Origin of the sequence: Promicromonospora sp. NFX87 (assembly GCF_048564965.1) — a bacterium.
In the GTDB taxonomy this organism is placed as follows: domain Bacteria; phylum Actinomycetota; class Actinomycetes; order Actinomycetales; family Cellulomonadaceae; genus Promicromonospora.
Genome location: NZ_CP183413.1, coordinates 3,262,344 through 3,279,112, shown reverse-complemented (window position 1 = coordinate 3,279,112; position 16,769 = coordinate 3,262,344). Strand labels below are relative to the sequence as shown.

Below are 16,769 nucleotides of genomic sequence, written 5' to 3'. Positions count from 1 at the left end.
TCTCGTTGAGTGCGGGGTATTCGCCCTTTCACGGGGCGCAGAAGGGCGAATACCCAGCACTCAACGGTGGGTCAGGGGCGGCCCGCCCAGGTAGAGCTGGGCCAGTCTCGGGTCCGCCAGGAGGGTCGGGGCCGGGCCCGTGATGTGGACGCGGCCCAGGTCGAGCACGCAGCCGACGTCGGCCGACTCCAGCGCCCGCCGCGCGTTCTGCTCGACCAGGAGCACCGCCGTACCGGCGTCGCGCATGCGCCGCACCTGCTCGAACACGATGGCCGTCGCCTTGGGGTCCAGCCCCATCGACGGCTCGTCGAGCAGCACGACCTTGGGCCGCACCATGAGCGAGCGGGCGAACTCGACCTGCTTCTGCTGCCCGCCCGACAGCGCGCCCGCCAGCGCCGTCCAGCGCTCGCCGACCAGCGGGAACAGCTCCGTGACGAACTCCGTGCGCTCGGCGACCAGCGCCTTGTCGCGCACCGTGTAGGCGCCGAGCAGCACGTTCTCCGCGACTGTCATCTCGGGGAACACGCTGTGCCCCTGCGGCACGTGGGACAGCCCGGCGGCCAGGAGCTGCTGCGGGGTGCGCCCGGTGACGTCGACGCCGTCGACCACCACGTGCCCGGAGCGCGGCCTGAGCATGCCGCTGGCGACCTTGAGCACCGTCGACTTGCCGGCGCCGTTCGGCCCGACGAGGCAGACCACGCTGCCCGGCGCGACCGACACGGACAGCCCGCGCAGCACGAGCGCGGCGCGGCCGTAGCCGGCCTGCACGTCGGTCAGGCGCAGGAGAGGTTCGACGGTGGGCACGGGTCCGGGTGCCGGTTCAGACGCCAAGGTATGCCTCCAGGACCAGAGGATCGTCCTGCACGACGGCGGGGGCGCCCTGCGCGATCGGCCGCCCCCTGTCGAACACGACCACGTGGTCGCTCAGACCCATGACGAGCTCCATGTTGTGCTCCACGATGATGAAGGTGCGCCCCTCGGCGTTGAGCTCCCGCACCAGGTCGGCGATGCGGTCCACGAGCGCGGGGTTCACGCCGCCGGCCGGCTCGTCGAGCATGATCGTGCGAGGGTCGCCCATGAGCACCCCGGCGAGCTCGAGCAGCTTCTGCTGCCCGTAGGAGATGTCGCGCGCCTCGGCGTGCTCCAGGTGGTCGATGCCGACCCGCGCCAGCAGCTCGCGCGCCCGTCCGACGTCGGCGGGGTTGCGCGACCCGCGCAGCCGCTCCAGCAACCCGTGCGGCTGCACCGCGACCAGCATGTTCTCCAGCACGGTGAGCCGGGGGAAGACCCGGCAGAGCTGGAAGCTCCGGCCGATCCCGGACCGGGCGATCCGGTGCGGCGGCAGACCCGTCACGTCCCGGCCCTGATAGGTAACTGTCCCGGAGTCGGGCTTGATCATGCCGGTCACGCAGTTGAAGAACGTGGTCTTGCCGGAGCCGTTGGGGCCGATCAGGGCGTTGATCCTCCCCTCGTGGAAGGCGACGGACGCGCCGTCGATCGCCCGGACACCGCCGAACGACTTGGTCAGGTCCTGCGTGCTCACCGAGCCTGTCGAGCTGTCCGCTGCACCGCTCATCGGGCCGCCTCCTCGCGTCGCTTGTCGTCGCGTCGCTCAGCCAGCTCCTCGGCGCTCACCTCGCGGATCGACGCCGCCCCGCGCCGCCGGTTCAGGGCGGAGGTTAGCGCCGGGATGACGCCGTCCGGCATGAACAGGACGACCAGGCCGAGCAGGATGCCCGTGGCGACCAGGTGGAACTGCGTGTCGCCGTACTGGGACTTGAACACCTCGACCGCGTACCCCACGACGACGGCGCCCAGCAGCGGCCCGAAGAGGCTGCGCACCCCGCCGAGCAGCGACATGAGCACCATGTACGTGCCCACGAGGATCGAGAACTGGAAGATCGGGTCGAGGTAGCCGAACCACAGCGCGTACAGGCCGCCGCCCAGCGCGGTGAAGAACGCGCTCACGACGAGCGCCGTCAGCTTGTACGCGAACGTGGGCACGCCCAGCGCCTGCGCCTTGTCCTCGTCCTCGCGGATGGCCTTGAGCCCGGCGCCGAGCCGGGACCGCTCGATCGCCCACCAGGTCAGCAGCGCGAGCGCGAGCAGCACGGCGTGCAGGTAGAAGAACCGCTCGTGCTGCTCGGGCCGCAGCACCTCGGTCCCGAACGGACGCGGCACCCGCAGCCCGTTCGAGCCGCCGGTGAACGTGTGCCAGCTCTGGAAGGTGAGCTGCAGGATCAGCACCAGCGCGATCGAGGCGATGACGAACGACGCGCCCCGTACGCGCAGCGACGCGATACCCACGGGGACCGCGATGACGGCGACGATCAGACCGCCCGCGAGCAGCGCGAGCCACGGGTCCATCCCGGTACGGAGGATGAGCAGCGCCGTCGCGTAACCGCCGAGGCCCGAGTAGGCGGCGTGGCCCAGCGAGATGTACCCGGTGAACCCGCCCACCAGGTTCCAGGACGTCGCGAGCACCGCGTAGCTGAGGATCACCACGCCGACGGACAGGATGAACGGGTCGGGGGCGAGGGACGGGAACAGGAGCACCACCGCCACGAGGGCGAGCAGGGCGGCGATCCGGAGGAACCTAGAAGCGTTGGGCAAGGCGACCTCCGAAGAATCCCTGCGGACGGATCATGAGGGTCACGAACAGGGCCAGGTAGAAGACGGTCTGCGCCCAGGTGGTGCCGAGCGGCACCTGCAGCAGGCTCGCGGCAACACCGAGCAAGAGGGCCGCGATGGCGGCCCCAGGGATGCTGCCCAGCCCGCCGACGACGATGATCGCCATCAGCGGACCGATCCAGTGCCAGTGCAGCGACGGGTAGATCGTGTAGTCGAGCGCGAGCGCCGTCCCGCCGATGGCGGCCGTGGCCAGGCCGAGGCCGAAGCCGAGCCCGGCCACGCGGTCGGTGTCGATGCCGACGAGTCGCGCCGCCTCCGGGTGCTGGGTGGTCGCGCGCAGGGCCCGACCGAAGGAGGTCTTGCGCAGGATGACGAACAGAGCGCCGAGCGAGAGCGCCGCCAGCGCGAACGCGATGAGCTTGACGACGGCGATGCTGACGCCGAGCACCTCGATGCTCGTGCCCGAGTACGCGAGCTGGACGCGGCGCTGCGTGCCGGTCCAGACGAACCCGAGCAGTCCCTCGATGGTCAGCGCCACCGCGAACGTCAGCAGCACCGACATCGTGGTGAGGCTGATGGGCCGCAGCCGCGACACGAGGAACCGCTGCATCCCGTACCCGACGACGAAGAACAGCGGCACCGTGATGACCAGCGACAGCAGCGGGTCCAGGCCCGAGGTCTCGTGGAAGAACCAGGCGAGGTAGGCGCTGAGGATCAAAAACGCCGAGTGGGCGATCATGACCACCCGCATGACGCCGAAGTAGAGCGTCAGTCCCGCCGCCAGGAGGGCGTAGAGCCCGCCGAGCAGGATCCCCAGCACCAGGCTCTGCGCGAACAGGGCGCCCGTCACGCGATCACCACTCGGGCTTCGGGTGGACGAGGTCGGCTTCCTTGACGTCGTCGGGCAGGACGATCTTGATCTCGCCGTCGACGTACTGCTGGATGAGGTGGGCGCTCTGCGGACGGCCCTGGGCGTCCCAGCTCAGCGGGCCGACGACGGTCTCGACCTCGTTCCCGTGCAGCCAGTCGATGAGCTGCTGCTGGCACTCGGGCGACGGGTCGGCGCAGCCCGCGGCCTCGACCGCCGCGGCGACGACCTGTCCGGTGGTCCAGGCGTTCGCCTCGTCCTCGGCGGGCGGGGCGTCGTGCTCGGCCGTGTAGGCCTCGACGAACTCCTCGTTCGAGGGGTAGGGCGCCGTCGTCGTGTAGCCGGTGGGCGCGAGGATGCCCTCGGTCTTGTCGCCGATCGCGGCGGGGAACTCGGCGTTCGTGGGCGCGCCGGAGATCGCCGCCATGTCGGGCTGGTAGCCCTGCTGCTGCAGCGCGACGACGAGGTTGACGCCGTCCTGGTACTGCGACCCGACGATGAGCAGGTCCGCCTCGGAGTCCGCGATCTTCGCGGCGATGCCGCTGAAGTCCGTGGTGTTCGGCGGGTAGACCTCGTCCTCGACCACCTCGATGCCCTCGGCGGCGAGCTTGTCCCGCAGGCCGTACGCGGTGCCCTGGGCGAACGGGTCGTCCATGGAGGCGACGGCGACCGTCCGGGGCCGTTCGTCCTCGGGCAGGGCGAGGATGTGGTCGGCGAGGTGGTCGTAGTGGTCGTCGGCGATGGCCGGCGCCGCGTAGAAGAGGTTGTCGAACCCCTGCTCGAACACCTCGGCGGCGGCCCCGGCGGGCTCCACGAAGAGGAAGCCGTAGTCCTGTGCGACCTGGGCGGCGGGGATCACGAGCCGGGTCGAGAACGGCCCGAAGACGAGGTCGACGCCGTCCTGGTTGATCAGCCGCTCGTAGTCGGAGGCGACGCGGTCCGCGTTGGACTGGTCGTCGACGATGATCAGCTCCACCTGGCGGCCCAGCAGCCCGCCGTTCTCGTTCACGTGCGCAGCCCAGGCCTCGTAGCCGCGCTGCACACCCTTGCCGGGTTCCGCGAAGTCCCCGGTCAGCGGCAGCGAGACGCCGATGACTATCGGGTCGTCGGGGCCGCCGGACTCACCGCCCTGGCCCCCGCCCCCGCCGGGGCTCGCCAGACAGGCGGACAGGGTAATGGTCGTGGTCGCGGCGACAGCCGCTACCGTCAGGCGTCGGGTTGCTCTCATGGTCCACTCCCTTGTGGCAAGCGCTTCCGTAACCGCTTACGGCACTCTAGGAACTGGGACGCTGGGTGACAAGGGGTTTGGCACCGTCCATTACGTATCCCGTTCATCACGTACCGCTGTGCCCGTGCCTACATCTGGCGAGGAGATCTGATGCGGAAGCACACCGCCGGGCTGCGCCTGGTCGACGTCGCCGAGCAGGCCGGCGTGTCCATCGCCACCGCGTCGCGCGCGCTGTCCGGTGCGGCGGGCGTGTCCGAGGCGCTGGCCGAACGGGTGCGGGCCGTGGCGCGCGACCTGGGCTACGTGGCGAACGTGCACGCGCGGTCGCTCGCGAGCGGTGCGAGCCCCGGCGTCGGGCTCGTGGTGCACGAGATCGGCGACCCGTACTTCGCCGAGATCGCCAGCGGTGTGCTGGAGGTCGCGGGCACGCACGGCCGCATGGTGCAGATCTGCCACACGGGCCGCGACCCGTTCACCGAGGTGGCGCAGCTGCGGGCGCTCGTGAACGCCCGCGTCGGGATCATCGTCGTCGCGGGGTCCGGGCACCTCGACCGCGACGTGCAGTCGCGAATGAAGGCCGAGGTGCAGGCCTTCGAGTCGGTCGGCGGGCGGGTCGCCGTCATCGGCAGGCACCCCCACCTGGGCGTCGACGCCGTGGTGCCGGCCAACGTCGAGGGCGGCCGCGCGATCGCCGAGCACCTGCTCGGGCTCGGGCACCGCCGCATCGGCATCGCGGCCGGCTCACGCAGGCTCGCCACCATGGCCGACCGCCTCGACGGCGTCTCGCGTGCGCTGGGCGAGTACGGGCTGACGCTCGACGACCTGCCGCTGGTCGAGGCGGAGTTCACGCTCGACGGCGGCAAGGAGGCCGCCCGCCGCATCCTCGACGAGCACCCCGACGTCACGGCGATCCTTGCGCTCAACGACGACATGGCGGTCGGCGTGCTGTCGGTGCTGGGGGAGCGCCGCGTCGCGGTCCCCGGCGACGTGTCGGTGACCGGGTTCGACGACGTCACCGTGGCCGGACACCTGTCGCCCGCCCTGACGACGGTGCGCCTGCCGATGAAGGACATGGGACGTCAGGCGCTCGAGCTCGCGCTCCTGCCGCGGGCCGCGCGCCCCCGGCGGCGGACCGCGGAGCAGAAGCTCATGGTGCGGGCCTCGACGGCTGCGGTGCGCGGCCGCTGAGGTTGAGCGGCGTGGAGCGGCGTGCGGCTCGCCCAGGCGAGGGAGCCCGACTCGACGTAGCCCCGAGGCAAGGTAGCCCGATTCGACGTAGCCCCCAGGCAAGGTAGCCCCGAGTGAGAGGTGCCAGGTCTGCTGAATTTCGTTCGGCGTGGCCACGCCTGATTCACCCTGGCTGAACAGTTCAGCTCAGCCCGCAAAGACGTGTCTCAGGCGAACGAAATTCAGCAGACCTGGCACCTTCCACAACGGCTCACCGTCCCAACCGAGCAGCCCGCGAACGGCCCGGGCACTCACCTCGCTGCAGGCATGCCCCGTTCCCGTGGCGCGACGGGGAGCAGCGCGGGGGAGGGTTCGCCCGTCGTCAGCCAGTGCGCGAGGGTGTCGTGGAACAGGTCGGGGGCCTCGACGTCCCAGACGTGGTGCATCCCTGGCGCGAGCCGCGCGAAGGCGTGGGGCACGCGGGAGGTCACCTCGTCCAGCGCGTCCCGGATGACGCGAGGCTCCTTCTCGCCGACGATCGCGAGGAACGGGCCGGTGAACCGTCGGAGGCCGTCGAGGTCGCCGGCCGGGACGCCGTCGTAGATCTCCGGGACCATCCGGCGGATCGAGTCGCGGTCGATCCCGAGCCCTGTCGTGACGAACTGGTCGATCGAGTCTTGTGGCAGGCGGTACACCCGCGCCATCGTCTTCCAGTACCCGGGGCTGCCGAAGAGGCGCATCTGCGCCAGCCCGGCCCGGCGGGCGAACCCGTGGACACCCTGCAGGATCGCTCCGGTCACGAACACGCTCCGGATCACGTCCGGGTGGCGCGCCACGAGCGCGGTCCCGACGACGCCGCCGAGCGACAGCCCGACCACGTGCGCCCGCCCCCCGTGCCCGCGCTCGCGGACGAGGTCGGCGAGCTCGTCCGCCGTCGTCGAGAGGTCGGTCCAGGGATGCCCTGCCGAGGCGCCGAACCCGGGCAGGTCCGGCAGGAGGGAATGGTGGTCGGGGAGTGCCTTGGCCTGCTCGGTCCACGACCAGCCGGCGACGCTGCCGCCGTGCAGGAACAGCACCGACTCGTCGGCGTCGGGGTGGTGCTCGGTGAACTGGATGTTCGAGGGGCTGTTCACAGCGCGGCCTCCAGCTCGTCGAGCCACGTGAGCTCGGCCTGGACCTCGAGGATCCCCTTGCGCAGCGTCGCCGATCGGAGCCGGGCGGCCAGGTCGCCGTCCGCCACCGGGAGGTTCTCCAGCGTGGTGAGTAGACGACGCGCCGCGTCCCGGCGCTCCGCGAGGAGCGCCCGGACGAGCTCGGGGTCGTCCTCCCGCCCGACGAAGAAGAGCCTGCCGAGGAACGGCTCGCGGGGCTTCTCGTCGGGCAGGGGGGACCGCAGCCACTCGGTGAGCTTGGCCCGGCCGCCGTCGGTGAGCCGGTGCTCGCGGCGGTCGGGCTTGCCCGCCTGTGGCACGACACGGACGTCGACGAGGCCGTCCTGCTCGAGGCGGGCAAGCGTGCGGTAGATCTGCGACTGGTCGGCGGACCAGAAGTGGGCGACGGTGCCGTCGAACGCCTTCTTGAGGTCGTAGCCGGTCATGGGGCGTAGGTCGAGCAGGCCGAGGATCAGGGCGTCGAGTGCCATGCCGCATACCCTACATCACATATATGGGACGACGCATATATGAGGCGGTGCATATATAAGGCGTTGCGCCCGTGCCGCAGGGCCGGCGAGTGGTCACGCCACCTTGGGGCCGCAGCGCATGCCGATGTAGACGCAGGACGTGCCGTCCGGCAGCGTGGAGAAGACGACGGGGATGTAGTCCTCGCTGAACGCCGCGCCCACCCCCGTCCCGGCGAAGACTGTCTCCGTCACCGGCACGAGGTCGCACTCCAAGGGGTCCGAGAAGTCCTTCATGCCGCCGACGAACTCGTACACCAGATGGCCCGCGCCGTCCCGCTCGGTCACGGTGATGACCACGCCCTCGCGCTGGTAGGTGCCGACGAGGGGCCCGTAGTCCACGACCGGCGGTTCGGCCGGCGGTGCGAAGGGTTCGGGCATCGTCACCCCGGCGAGCTCGGCGAGGAGCTCCCGGTAGAGCGCCGCGTACAGCTCGCGCGCGCCACCGCCGTTGGTCAGCAGCGCCACCGCGACGCCCGCCGACGGCACGATGCGCAGGTAGCCGTACTGCCCGATCGAGGCGCCGTCGTGCCCGTAGCCCTGGACGCCGTTCCAGTCGTACAGGGTCCAGCCCAGGCCCCAGCCGTCCGCGCTGACCGTCCACTTGTCGGGGGAGTCCACGACCCTGCGCTGCATGAGTGCGACCGTCTCCGCGGAGAGCACCTGTGCGCCGTCCTGTGCCACGCCGCCGTCGAGGTGCAGGCGCGCGAGCCGGGCGAGGTCCCCGGCGCTGGCGATGACCCGGCCGTACGGGCCCGCCGAACGCGGCATCAGGTCCCAGGACGGTGCCGGGTCCGGGTCCTGGCCGGCCTCGCCCAGGTGGCTCATCGCCGCGCGGAACCGGAGCGCCTCCTCGGGCAGTGTCATGGTGTGCGTGAGGCCGAGCGGGGTCAGGAGCAGGTCCTTGAGCGCCTCGTCCCAGACCTTGCCGGTCACCACCTCGATGATGCGGCCGAGCACGTTGTAGCCGATGCCGCTGTAGGAGATCACCGTGCCCGGCGGGCAGTCGAGCGCCACGTCCTTCGCTGCCTCGACGTACTTGGCCAGGCAGTCGTCGCCGCGTCCGCTGTCGTAGTTGAAGTCGCAGGTGAGGCCGCTCGTGTGGCTGAGCAGCTGGCGCGTGGTGATCGTCTTGGTCGCCTCGGCGTCGGCCACCGAGAACTCCGGGAGCACCTCGACGACGGGAGCGTCCAGGTCCAGCTCGCCGGCCTCGACGAGCCGCATGATCGCGGTGGCCGTGTAGACCTTGGCGATCGAGCCCATCTGGAAGACCGAGTCGGTGGTTGCCTCGACGCCCGTCCCGCGGTGCAGCACGCCGCTGGCCAGCTCGTGGACGGTCCCGTCGACGAGGAGGGCCAGGGATGCGCCGGGGACGTGGTGCGCGGCGCGCAGCTCGTCGAGGCGGGCCTGCCAGTGGGCGAGGTTCACGGTCATGTCGTCTCTCCTTGGATGCGTACGGTGTTCCGGTAGTGCGAACACTGTACGCATGACGGAACGCCGTACGCAAGACGCGTACGGTGTGCGCTAGCCTGAGGTCGAAGAGAAGCGACGAGAGGAAGTGGGCCGCATGCCGGTCGACCCGAAGGCGCCCGGATCGGTATGGACCCGTCCGAGCCGCCCGCAGCGTGAGCAGCTGACGCGCGAGCAGATAGTGGCCGCCGCGATCGAGATGCTGGACGCCGAGGGCGTCGGGGCGCTCAGCATGCGCAAGCTCGGCACGCGCCTGGACGCCGCCGCGACGTCGCTCTACCGGCACGTGGCCAACAAGGACGAGCTCATGGAGCTCGTCGTGGACGACATCTACGGCGAGCTGGAGATCCCGGTGGCCGACGGTCCCGCCGACTGGCGTGCCGCCGTCGCCCGCGCAGCGGCCGACCTGCGGGCGATGGCCCTGCGGCATCCCTGGATCGCGTCCGAGCTCGGCCATGCCGGCCTGACCCACGTCGGCCCCAACACCATGCAGGTGTCGTCGGAGCTGCTCGCGCTGTTCGAGGCGGCCGGCTTCCCGGCGCAGGAGAAGGACCGGGCGATGGGGACGCTGATGGCCTACGTCATCGGCATCGCGACCTCGGAGGCCGCGTACCTCTCGCTGATCGCCCGCAGCGGCAGGACCGAGAGCGAGTGGGTGGCGGACCAGCGGCCCCGCTTCGACGAGGCGTCTGCGGAGCACCCGCGGCTGCGTGAGGGGGGCTCCGCCCGGCAGGACGTGGACCCGGAGAAGATTCGCGACGACGACTTCACGTACGGGCTCGACCGGATCCTGGACGGCCTGGCGGCCCGGCTCGACGCCTGAGCGATTCCGCGGTCGCCGCGTCCCTCCGGTCGTGCTTTTCCACAGGCATCGCCGGGTGGATGAGAACGCCCCGGCGATCCGTGGCAGGCTGTGCGCCATGTTGAGAACGACTCTCGTTCGCGCCCGCCTCGACGGAGGGCGCTGACGTGGCGAACCTGCTCATGATCGAGAGCTGGCTGCAGTCCACCGGCCTCATGCTCCCGCCCCTGCTGCGCGACGGCGGCCACCGCTACGTCCTGGTGACCCGCGACCCCGACCTCTATCGTCTGTCCGACGGCGAGCCCCATCCCGTCCTGGCGCTCGCCGACGAGGTCGTGGTGGCCGAGACCAACGACGCAGCCGCGCTCGTCGCCGCGGCCCGGGCGGTTGCGGCCCGGCGGGGGATCGACGGCGTGCTGACGACCTGCGACTACTACCTGCCCGCCGTCGCGCTGGTCGCCGAGGAACTGGGCCTGCCCGGCGCGCCGGCCGGCGTCCTGCACACCGCCACGCGCAAGCACCTGGTGCGCCAGGTGCTCGCGGCCAAGGGCGTGCCGGACGTGCCGTACGCGGTGGCGTCCACCTGGGCGCAGGCGCACAAGGCGGCCGCCGATCTCGGTTACCCGCTGGTGGTCAAACCCGTCGACATGAACTCCGGGACCGGCGTGCGCAAGGTGCACGACGAGGCGGGGCTGGCCGTCGCCTTTGCCGAGGCGACGGCGCCCGAGCGCAACACCCGCGACCAGCCGCTGGAGCGGCTCGCGCTGCTCGAGCGGGTGCTGGAGGGGCCGGAGTTCAGCGTGGAGTCCGTGACCAGGGACGGCGTGACGCGGGTCCTGGGCATCACCGCGAAGTCCGTGGCGGAGCCCGGCGTCGAGGCCGGGTCCGGGTTCGTCGAGTCGGGGCACCTGTTCCCGGCGCCGCTCTCGTCCGACGAGCGTGCCGCGATCGAGCGGCACGTCGTGGCGGTGCTCGACGCCGTCGGGCTCACGCACGGGATCAGCCACACGGAGGTGCGGGTCACCGCAGCCGGGCCGCGCCTGATCGAGCTGAACCCCCGGCAGGGTGGCGGCTACATCTTCGAGCTCGTGCGCCTGGTGACCGGGTTCAACCCGCTGCAGGTGCTGGTGGACCTGGCGCTCGGCCGGGAGCCGGTGCCCGGGCCCTCCGTCGCGGCGAGTGCGGCGGTGACGTTCCTGCTGCCGCCGTCCGACGGCGTCGTGCGCGAGGTGGTGGGCGCGGAGCGCCTGGCCGCGGACGACCGCGTGGTCGGCTACGGGACGCCGTCGGCGGGCCGCGAGGTGCGGCCCGGCGACAACAACGAGCGGATCGGGCACGTGCTGGTCGCGGACCGGCGGGGTCAGGACGCGAAGACCTGGGCCGACGAGCTGGCGGCGGCCCTGGACGTCAGAATCGACACCGCGCTCCCGGCCTCAAGGTAGTTCGCCGAAGTAGAGCGCCTGTCCGAGTCTTCCCGGTGACACAGGGGAGACCCGGACAGGCGCTCTACTTCGGCGAACTCCACCGGGCGGGTGGTGTCAGTCCGGGACGATCAGGCCGCGCCGGACGGCGGGGACCAGCCGGGCCGGGACCTTCACCTGGCGTCCGTCCACGGTGGTCACCGGGACGAGCTCCGGCACCTGGGCCTTCCACTGCGAGCGCCGGGCTCGCGTGTTGGATCGGGACATCTTTCTCTTGGGGACCGCCATGACGGCCTCCTTTCTCTACGCGCGGCTAGGGCTGTCCTCTCCGCTGGTCGAGCTTGTCGAGACCCTCGCAAGCCCGACCGACGGGTAGGGGTCAGCGCTCCTCGCGGAAGTCCACGTGCTTGCGGAGCACGGGGTCGAACTTGCGCAGGATGAGCCGGTCGGGGGTGTTGCGCCGGTTCTTGCGGGTCACGTAGGTGAAGCCGGTGCCCGCCGTCGAACGCAGCTTGATGACCGGTCGGAGGTCAACGCGTGAGGCCATCAGTGACCGCCCTTGCTCTCGTCGGTGCTGCTGTCGGTGCTGCTGTTGCCGTGCTTGGCGTAGCGCTGGCGGAACTTCTCGATGCGGCCGGCGGTGTCGACCACGCGGGCCGAGCCGGTCCAGAACGGGTGGCTCTCGCTGCTGATCTCGATGTCGACCACGGGGTACGTGTTCCCGTCGGACCACTCGATGGTGGCCGTTGGGCGGCCCGGGCCGCCGGCGGTGTCACCCGCGAGCGTCGAGCGGGTGAGGAACGTGAAGCCCGCGCTCGTGTCCCGGAACACCACGGGGCCGTAGGTGGGGTGGATGTTCTTCATTGCTGGCTCCTTCCGCTCAGCCCTGGCGCGCCTTCCAGCGCGGGTTGAGCTTGTTGATCACGAACGTCTTGCCGTGCCGGCGCACTACCTTCGCGCCGGGCTTGTTCTTCAGGGACCGCAGGGACGCGCGAACCTTCATGTGTCACTCCTTCGATGTGGGGGCCTGGGACCTGAGCCGGCATCCCGGGTGGGTCGCCGGCCGGCTGTCACCAGCTCGACTTCGTCACGCCGGGCAGCTCGCCCCGGTGTGCCATGTCGCGCAGCCGGATGCGGGACAGGCCGAACTTTCGCGAGTACGCGCGGGGACGGCCGTCGACCACGTCGCGGTTGCGCAGCCTCGTCGGGCTGGCGTCGCGCGGCTGCTTGGCCAGCTCGCTGACGGCGGCGGCGCGCACCACGGCGTCGAGCTTCAGGTTCCGGATGATCCCGCGCAGCTCGGCGCGACGCTCGGCGTACCGGGCGACCACCTCGCGACGTCGGGCGTCGGCGGCGATCTTCGACTTCTTGGCCATCAGACCTTCTCCCCTCGGGCAAGGATCTGGGCCACGACCACGTCGATGCCCTTGCGATCGATGGTCTTGATGCCCTTGGCACTCACGCGGAGCGTGACGTTGCGGCCGAGCGACGGAACCCAGTAGCGCTTCTTCTGGATGTTCGGGTTGAACCGGCGCTTGGTCCGCACGTGGGAGTGCGAGACCGAGTGGCCGAAACCTGGCACGGTGCCCAGCACCTGGCATCTGGCTGACACATGACCTCCTACTGTTGCGACGGCGACCTGGCCGCCGCGTGTGAGAACGGTTCTCATAACGCGCTACAGTGAACCAGAACTGAGAACGGTTATCAATAATTCCCGGCTGGACCGGGGCGAGGAGGCAGCATGTACCGAACCGGCAAGAACCGCGGAACCATCCCGGTGAGCGTCCTGGCCACGACCGACCCGGTGCTGCGCGACTCCGCGCTGTTCGGCCTCCTCATGGACGCGCCAGGGGTCGTCGCCGTACGGCACGACATCCACCCCGAGCACCTGCGCCGCGTCGTCCTGGACGCCACCGGCGTCATCGAGGACGTGATCGTGCCGCTCGAGCACGCCTGCCTCTCGTGCGCCGTCCGCGAGGACGCCGTCCCCACCATCGCCCGCCTCGCCCGCGACGCCCGCTGGGCCCAGGTGCTGCTCGCCCTGCCCGTCAGCGCCGAACCCCTCCCCGCAGCCCGCGCCCTCGCGATCGCGGCCGAACCCGGGGGAGCGCTGGACCACACCCGCGTCGCGACGTCCTTCACCGTCGTCGACCTCGACGCGCTCCAGCAGGACCTCTTCGGCGACGACACCCTCGCCGAACGCGGCCTCGAGCTCACGCCCGACGACGAACGCTCGGTCGGCGAGGCGCTCGCGGCCCAGATCGAGCAGGCGGACCTGGTCGTGACGAGCTCGTCGTCGACCGCGCCGTCGTCGCAGGTCGCGCCCACCCCGCTGGTCGAGCCTGTCGAGACCCCGCTCGCCGAGACCGAGTCCGTCGAGGCCTGGCCGGCGACGTCGTCCGGCCTGCTCGACCGCCTCCGTGGCGCCGGGACGCGGCGCGTCGACGGCCTGCACGCGCTCTCGGCGTCGCACCTCGCCGCGGCCACACACTCCCCGGCACGCGCCGAGCGCCGGGCCCACCCCCTGGGCGCGGTGGTGTTCACCGGTCCGGGCATGCCCGGCGACCGGAGCTGGACGCTCGAGCTGCGCTCGACGCTGCCCTTCCACCCGGAGCGGCTGCTCGACCACATCGAGGAGCTGAGCGCGGGCGGCCTCCGGGCACGCGGTGTCTTCCACGTCGCCGACCGGCCGGGTCTCGCGTGCCTGTGGGACGGCGCGGGCGGACAGCTGGCGTTCGCCGACCTCGGACCGTGGCCGGAGGTGTGCGCGGGCACGAAGCCGCACACCCGGATCGTGGTGGTCGGCGTGGCCGACGACCGCAACCTCGGCCTGGCCGGCGAGCGGCAGCGGCTGCGCGACGCCTTCCACGCCGCGCTGTGCACCCCCGAGGAGCTGGCCGCCGGCGTCGAGTGGCTGTGGCGCGAGGACCACCTGGCCCCGTGGCTGGGCGCCCGCTCCGTCTAACCCTCCGCTGAGTGCTGGGTATTTGCCCTCTCGGAACGTTTCGACAGGGCAAATACCGAGCACTCAGCCGGGCGGGCGGGGAAGGGGGTCAGCGGGGGGAGAGGTAGGCGGCAGCCTGCGGGCGCACGCCCGACGGGTCGGTCCAGCTGGCCGGGCCGGCTGTTACCCGGGTCCAGCCCAGGCGTTCGTAGAGGCGGACGGCGGGGCCGCCGTCGTCCACGACGTCGAGGACGAGCCGGCGTCCGCGGCGGGGCGGGAGGTCCTCGACCCGTTCCAGGAGCGCGGTGGCCACGCCCGTGCCGCGGGCTGCCGGGGTGACGAACAGGCGGCTGACGCCGGCGAGGCCGGTGACCGGGACCTTGGCGGCCTCCGCCAGCTCGGCGGCGTACTCGACCTTGCCGCCCTCGACGATCATCACGTGGCCGACGATCTCGCCGTCGGCGAGCGCTACCCACGCGCCCAGCGTGCCGTCGGGCGTGAGCCAGGCGATCGGGTCCTCGGGCCAGACCATCGGGTAGCCATCGCTCTCGTGGACCAGTCGCAGTGCGTCCGCCACCCGGTCGAGGTGGGCGTCGTGGCGCGGGGCGATCATGAGGGCGGGCACGGGGCTCAAGGTATCCGACGCCGGTTGCGCTGGTGTTGCGGGGGCCTGGGCGGGGCAGAGTCATCGACGCGAACGTGACCAAGCAGACGGTGAAAGTCCACCGCCCCACTCGTCAGGCCCTCGGCACTGCGACCGGCCTCGCTCGCCGGTTTCACGAGGCCGAGGAGCCTGATCCTGACGTCGAGTTCGCGTTCGGGCCGCTGGACCGCGTGCTCGACGGTCTGGCGGCCCGGGTGGGCTGATGGGTCAGCCGCGAACGCCTGCCCGGGCCGCTTGGCGCGCCGAGACGCTGTCGAGCATGTGTGATGTCTGACGTGTTACTGCAAGGACACCCTAATCGTTTAGGTCCCCCCGAGTAATTGGGACTGTCCTTGATTTTCAAGGCCACGCACGACAGGATTCCCCAGCGGCTGGAAGCGCTTCCAGTGGCGCCCAGACGTGCCCTCCGCGGCAACCGACCTTTCATGCGATGCCGCCCCACAGGTCTCCAACGATGCTGACCACAAGGAGTTTCGTCCTATGTCGAGATTCAGATCCGCTCTTGTATGCCTCGCGACCGCGATCGTTGTGGCGACGTCCGGGGGTGTGACGGCGCAGGCCGCCGAGGCGTCCCAGGCCGGCGCCTCCAGCGCCGCCGACGTCACCGCGGCCGCCAGCTCCGGCTGCGGGAAGGCCCCGACCCTCAGCAGCGGCAAGCACAACATCCAGAGCAGCGGCCAGAACCGCAGCTACATCCTCAAGGTCCCCGCGAACTACGACCGCAACAAGCCGCACAAGCTGATCTTCGGCAACCACTGGCTGGGCGGCACCGCCGAGCAGGTCGCCGGCGGCGGCTCCGACGGCGCCGTCTACGCGCACTACGGGCTCGACGCCCTGTCCAACGGCTCGGCGATCTTCGTCGCGCCGCAGGGCCTGAACAACGGCTGGGCCAACTCGAACGGCCAGGACGTCGTGTTCTTCGACGACATGATCCGGACCGTCGAAGCCGCCCTCTGCGTCGACGAGTCGCAGCGGTTCTCCCTGGGCTTCAGCTATGGCGGCGCGATGAGCTACGCGCTGGCCTGCGCCCGCCCGAACGTGTTCCGCGGGGTCGTCGCGATCGCCGCGCCCGGCGGGATCAGCGGCTGCAGCGGGGGCACGGGAGCCGTGGCCTACATGGGCATCCATGGTGTCTCGGACAACATCGGCGCCGGGCGCGGCATGCGCGACCGGTTCCTCTCCAACAACGGCTGCGCCGCGCAGAACGCGCCGGAGCCTGCGGCGGGCAGCCTGACCCACACCCTCACGACCTACTCCTGTCGCGCCGGCTTCCCGGTCGTGTGGGCGCCGTTCGACGGCGGCCACCAGCAGGGACCGGTCGACGGTTGCCGCGGTTGCGAGAGTGGCGCACGCAGCTGGGTGAAGGGCGAGATGTGGCGCTTCATCAGCCAGTTCTCCTCCACGCCGCCCGCCGACAGCGGACAGGTGCGCAACAGCGGTGCCAACCGCTGCCTGGACGTCTCGGCGCAGTCGCAGTCGAACGGTGCGGTCGTGCAGCTGTGGGACTGCCACGACGGGGCGAACCAGCAGTGGTCCGCCACCGCTTCGAAGCAGCTCTCCGTCTACGGCGGCAAGTGCCTCGACGCCGAAGCCGGCGGGACCTCACCGGGGACCAGGGCCATCATCTGGGACTGCCATGGCGGCGCGAACCAGCAGTGGAACGTGAACGCCAACGGCACGATCACCGGCGTCCAGTCGGGACTGTGCCTGGGCACGACCAACAACGGGACAGCCAACGGGACCGTGGCGGTCCTGGCGACCTGCAACGGCTCGACGAGCCAGAACTGGGCGCTGAGCTAGCCCGCTGACCGGCGCACGCGCTGCGCCGCGCAGAAGTGGACGGGCCTTCCGCGAGGGAGGCCCGTTCCGCTGCGCCCTTGAACCGGGATCGCTTCG

Annotated in this window: 21 protein-coding genes; 6 read left to right on the top strand and 15 right to left on the bottom strand. The window is 71.2% G+C overall.

Annotated features, from left to right (window positions below):
- Positions 1-60: 60 nt before the first annotated feature.
- From ACNYC2_RS14800 to ACNYC2_RS14780, 5 genes are read right to left on the bottom strand one after another with little or no spacing between them, the layout of a single operon-like run.
- Positions 61-831, bottom strand: a complete 771-nt coding sequence (locus ACNYC2_RS14800; protein ID WP_419702524.1) for an ABC transporter ATP-binding protein — start codon at positions 829-831, stop codon at positions 61-63.
- Positions 821-1,576, bottom strand: coding sequence for an ABC transporter ATP-binding protein (locus tag ACNYC2_RS14795; protein ID WP_419702523.1), 756 nt, complete (start codon positions 1,574-1,576; stop codon positions 821-823). The genes ACNYC2_RS14800 and ACNYC2_RS14795 overlap by 11 nt, the downstream gene beginning before the upstream one ends.
- On the bottom strand, positions 1,573-2,613 hold the full coding sequence (locus ACNYC2_RS14790) for a branched-chain amino acid ABC transporter permease (RefSeq protein WP_419702522.1): 1,041 nt from the start codon (positions 2,611-2,613) through the stop codon (positions 1,573-1,575). Before ACNYC2_RS14790 ends, ACNYC2_RS14795 begins: the two co-directional genes overlap by 4 nt.
- Positions 2,597-3,481, bottom strand: a complete 885-nt coding sequence (locus tag ACNYC2_RS14785; RefSeq protein ID WP_419702521.1) for a branched-chain amino acid ABC transporter permease — start codon at positions 3,479-3,481, stop codon at positions 2,597-2,599. Before ACNYC2_RS14785 ends, ACNYC2_RS14790 begins: the two co-directional genes overlap by 17 nt.
- A 4-nt stretch (positions 3,482-3,485) precedes the next feature.
- On the bottom strand, positions 3,486-4,727 hold the full coding sequence (locus ACNYC2_RS14780) for an amino acid ABC transporter substrate-binding protein (protein ID WP_419702520.1): 1,242 nt from the start codon (positions 4,725-4,727) through the stop codon (positions 3,486-3,488).
- A gap of 150 nt (positions 4,728-4,877) precedes the next feature.
- Here ACNYC2_RS14780 and ACNYC2_RS14775 point away from each other — a divergent pair, with 150 nt between their 5' ends.
- Positions 4,878-5,915: a LacI family DNA-binding transcriptional regulator gene (locus ACNYC2_RS14775; RefSeq protein ID WP_419702519.1), complete on the top strand. Its 1,038-nt coding sequence runs from the start codon at positions 4,878-4,880 to the stop codon at positions 5,913-5,915.
- Positions 5,916-6,205: 290 nt separating this feature from the next.
- On the opposite strand, the gene ACNYC2_RS14770 is transcribed toward ACNYC2_RS14775, so the two are convergent.
- From ACNYC2_RS14770 to ACNYC2_RS14760, 3 genes are all read right to left on the bottom strand, one after another.
- The gene (locus ACNYC2_RS14770) at positions 6,206-7,027 is read right to left on the bottom strand and encodes an alpha/beta fold hydrolase (protein WP_419702518.1); all 822 of its coding nucleotides are present in this window, start codon (positions 7,025-7,027) and stop codon (positions 6,206-6,208) included.
- A complete protein-coding gene (locus ACNYC2_RS14765; protein ID WP_419702517.1) occupies positions 7,024-7,536 on the bottom strand; it encodes a PadR family transcriptional regulator in 513 nt (170 codons plus the stop codon). The genes ACNYC2_RS14770 and ACNYC2_RS14765 overlap by 4 nt, the downstream gene beginning before the upstream one ends.
- Before the next feature lie 93 nt (positions 7,537-7,629).
- Positions 7,630-9,006 carry a serine hydrolase domain-containing protein gene (locus tag ACNYC2_RS14760; RefSeq protein WP_419702516.1) on the bottom strand — a complete coding sequence of 459 codons (1,377 nt, stop codon included), beginning with the start codon at positions 9,004-9,006 and terminating at the stop codon, positions 7,630-7,632.
- Between the two features lie 133 nt (positions 9,007-9,139).
- Between ACNYC2_RS14760 and ACNYC2_RS14755 the strand changes: the two genes are divergently transcribed.
- Complete coding sequence (locus ACNYC2_RS14755) at positions 9,140-9,865, top strand: TetR/AcrR family transcriptional regulator (RefSeq protein WP_419702515.1); 726 nt, start codon at positions 9,140-9,142, stop codon at positions 9,863-9,865.
- Between the two features lie 146 nt (positions 9,866-10,011).
- Positions 10,012-11,286, top strand: coding sequence for an ATP-grasp domain-containing protein (locus ACNYC2_RS14750; RefSeq protein WP_419702514.1), 1,275 nt, complete (start codon positions 10,012-10,014; stop codon positions 11,284-11,286).
- A 96-nt stretch (positions 11,287-11,382) separates the two neighbouring features.
- On the opposite strand, the gene rpmF is transcribed toward ACNYC2_RS14750, so the two are convergent.
- The 6 genes from rpmF to rpmB all read right to left on the bottom strand — a co-directional run bounded on the left by rpmF (position 11,383) and on the right by rpmB (position 12,877).
- On the bottom strand, positions 11,383-11,553 hold the full coding sequence (gene rpmF / locus ACNYC2_RS14745) for a 50S ribosomal protein L32 (protein ID WP_116674867.1): 171 nt from the start codon (positions 11,551-11,553) through the stop codon (positions 11,383-11,385).
- A gap of 91 nt (positions 11,554-11,644) precedes the next feature.
- On the bottom strand, positions 11,645-11,812 hold the full coding sequence (rpmG, locus tag ACNYC2_RS14740) for a 50S ribosomal protein L33 (RefSeq protein WP_419702513.1): 168 nt from the start codon (positions 11,810-11,812) through the stop codon (positions 11,645-11,647).
- Complete coding sequence (locus tag ACNYC2_RS14735; RefSeq protein ID WP_419702512.1) at positions 11,812-12,129, bottom strand: type B 50S ribosomal protein L31; 318 nt, start codon at positions 12,127-12,129, stop codon at positions 11,812-11,814. The genes rpmG and ACNYC2_RS14735 overlap by 1 nt, the downstream gene beginning before the upstream one ends.
- A gap of 16 nt (positions 12,130-12,145) precedes the next feature.
- Positions 12,146-12,268: a type B 50S ribosomal protein L36 gene (ykgO, locus tag ACNYC2_RS14730; RefSeq protein WP_189671490.1), complete on the bottom strand. Its 123-nt coding sequence runs from the start codon at positions 12,266-12,268 to the stop codon at positions 12,146-12,148.
- A gap of 67 nt (positions 12,269-12,335) precedes the next feature.
- Positions 12,336-12,641 carry a 30S ribosomal protein S14 gene (rpsN, locus tag ACNYC2_RS14725; protein WP_419702511.1) on the bottom strand — a complete coding sequence of 102 codons (306 nt, stop codon included), beginning with the start codon at positions 12,639-12,641 and terminating at the stop codon, positions 12,336-12,338.
- Entirely contained in the window at positions 12,641-12,877 is a 237-nt protein-coding gene (gene rpmB / locus ACNYC2_RS14720; RefSeq protein ID WP_129787203.1) for a 50S ribosomal protein L28, read from the bottom strand. Before rpmB ends, rpsN begins: the two co-directional genes overlap by 1 nt.
- Before the next feature lie 129 nt (positions 12,878-13,006).
- On the opposite strand from rpmB, the gene ACNYC2_RS14715 reads away from it, so the two are divergent.
- On the top strand, positions 13,007-14,230 hold the full coding sequence (locus ACNYC2_RS14715) for a GTP-binding protein (RefSeq protein ID WP_419707745.1): 1,224 nt from the start codon (positions 13,007-13,009) through the stop codon (positions 14,228-14,230).
- 88 nt (positions 14,231-14,318) lie between these two features.
- On the opposite strand, the gene ACNYC2_RS14710 is transcribed toward ACNYC2_RS14715, so the two are convergent.
- The gene (locus ACNYC2_RS14710; protein ID WP_419707744.1) at positions 14,319-14,834 is read right to left on the bottom strand and encodes a GNAT family N-acetyltransferase; all 516 of its coding nucleotides are present in this window, start codon (positions 14,832-14,834) and stop codon (positions 14,319-14,321) included.
- Positions 14,835-14,908: 74 nt separating this feature from the next.
- Here ACNYC2_RS14710 and ACNYC2_RS14705 point away from each other — a divergent pair, with 74 nt between their 5' ends.
- Positions 14,909-15,076, top strand: a complete 168-nt coding sequence (locus ACNYC2_RS14705; protein WP_419707743.1) for a hypothetical protein — start codon at positions 14,909-14,911, stop codon at positions 15,074-15,076.
- Between the two features lie 277 nt (positions 15,077-15,353).
- Positions 15,354-16,673, top strand: a complete 1,320-nt coding sequence (locus ACNYC2_RS14700) for a ricin-type beta-trefoil lectin domain protein (RefSeq protein WP_419707742.1) — start codon at positions 15,354-15,356, stop codon at positions 16,671-16,673.
- Positions 16,674-16,769: the final 96 nt, after the last annotated feature.

Excerpts from the sequence above, each read along its gene's own strand:
- rpmF (WP_116674867.1), bottom strand. The coding sequence starts at position 11,553 with ATGGCGGTCCCCAAGAGAAAGATGTCCCGATCCAACACGCGAGCCCGG.
- ACNYC2_RS14700 (WP_419707742.1), top strand. The coding sequence starts at position 15,354 with ATGTCGAGATTCAGATCCGCTCTTGTATGCCTCGCGACCGCGATCGTT.
- ACNYC2_RS14780 (WP_419702520.1), bottom strand. The coding sequence starts at position 4,727 with ATGAGAGCAACCCGACGCCTGACGGTAGCGGCTGTCGCCGCGACCACG.
- ACNYC2_RS14715 (WP_419707745.1), top strand. The coding sequence starts at position 13,007 with ATGTACCGAACCGGCAAGAACCGCGGAACCATCCCGGTGAGCGTCCTG.
- ACNYC2_RS14735 (WP_419702512.1), bottom strand. The coding sequence starts at position 12,129 with ATGAAGAACATCCACCCCACCTACGGCCCCGTGGTGTTCCGGGACACG.
- ACNYC2_RS14775 (WP_419702519.1), top strand. The coding sequence starts at position 4,878 with ATGCGGAAGCACACCGCCGGGCTGCGCCTGGTCGACGTCGCCGAGCAG.
- ACNYC2_RS14795 (WP_419702523.1), bottom strand. The coding sequence starts at position 1,576 with ATGAGCGGTGCAGCGGACAGCTCGACAGGCTCGGTGAGCACGCAGGAC.
- rpsN (WP_419702511.1), bottom strand. The coding sequence starts at position 12,641 with ATGGCCAAGAAGTCGAAGATCGCCGCCGACGCCCGACGTCGCGAGGTG.
- rpmG (WP_419702513.1), bottom strand. The coding sequence starts at position 11,812 with ATGGCCTCACGCGTTGACCTCCGACCGGTCATCAAGCTGCGTTCGACG.
- ACNYC2_RS14760 (WP_419702516.1), bottom strand. The coding sequence starts at position 9,006 with ATGACCGTGAACCTCGCCCACTGGCAGGCCCGCCTCGACGAGCTGCGC.
- ykgO (WP_189671490.1), bottom strand. The coding sequence starts at position 12,268 with ATGAAGGTTCGCGCGTCCCTGCGGTCCCTGAAGAACAAGCCCGGCGCG.
- ACNYC2_RS14765 (WP_419702517.1), bottom strand. The coding sequence starts at position 7,536 with ATGGCACTCGACGCCCTGATCCTCGGCCTGCTCGACCTACGCCCCATG.
- ACNYC2_RS14755 (WP_419702515.1), top strand. The coding sequence starts at position 9,140 with ATGCCGGTCGACCCGAAGGCGCCCGGATCGGTATGGACCCGTCCGAGC.